Below are 371 nucleotides of genomic sequence, written 5' to 3'. Positions count from 1 at the left end.
ATACGCACATCAGAGAGCGTAGAATCTCGCTATATTGATAACCAAACATAGTGCATCTCAATCCCAAGGTGGAATCTATGGTTTGAGCTAAAAGAGCATCAAATTGCTCCATAATCGAAAAAATTCCCCCAAAAGGAGTGAGTTTCTCTGATTTAATTTGTATCTTTGCCATGTCATATTAGAGTTTTGCTTGTCTTCTTTTCGCAACACTAAGGTAAGTGAAAATTCTGACATGGCAAAATCCTGGGCAACTTTTTGTTGCTCAGGCACTTATAAATAATGTTAAACTATAATGTTGCGGAATTAAGGATAACCAAACATTAATGCATAATATTTTCTCAAAAAGGGAAAGACTTCTAAAGCCCGTTCCA

At 35.8% G+C, this 371-nt stretch carries 1 pseudogene; it reads right to left on the bottom strand.

From position 1 onward, the window contains the following. Positions 1-172, bottom strand: a pseudogene (locus tag D4A39_RS19445) (IS1380 family transposase); the annotation flags it as partial. Positions 173-371: the final 199 nt, after the last annotated feature.

It is taken from the genome of Alcanivorax profundi, from assembly GCF_003597125.1.
Lineage (GTDB): Bacteria > Pseudomonadota > Gammaproteobacteria > Pseudomonadales > Alcanivoracaceae > Alcanivorax > Alcanivorax profundi.
The sequence above is the reverse complement of the archived record's forward strand: the minus strand, read 5'-3'. Positions and strand labels throughout refer to the sequence as shown.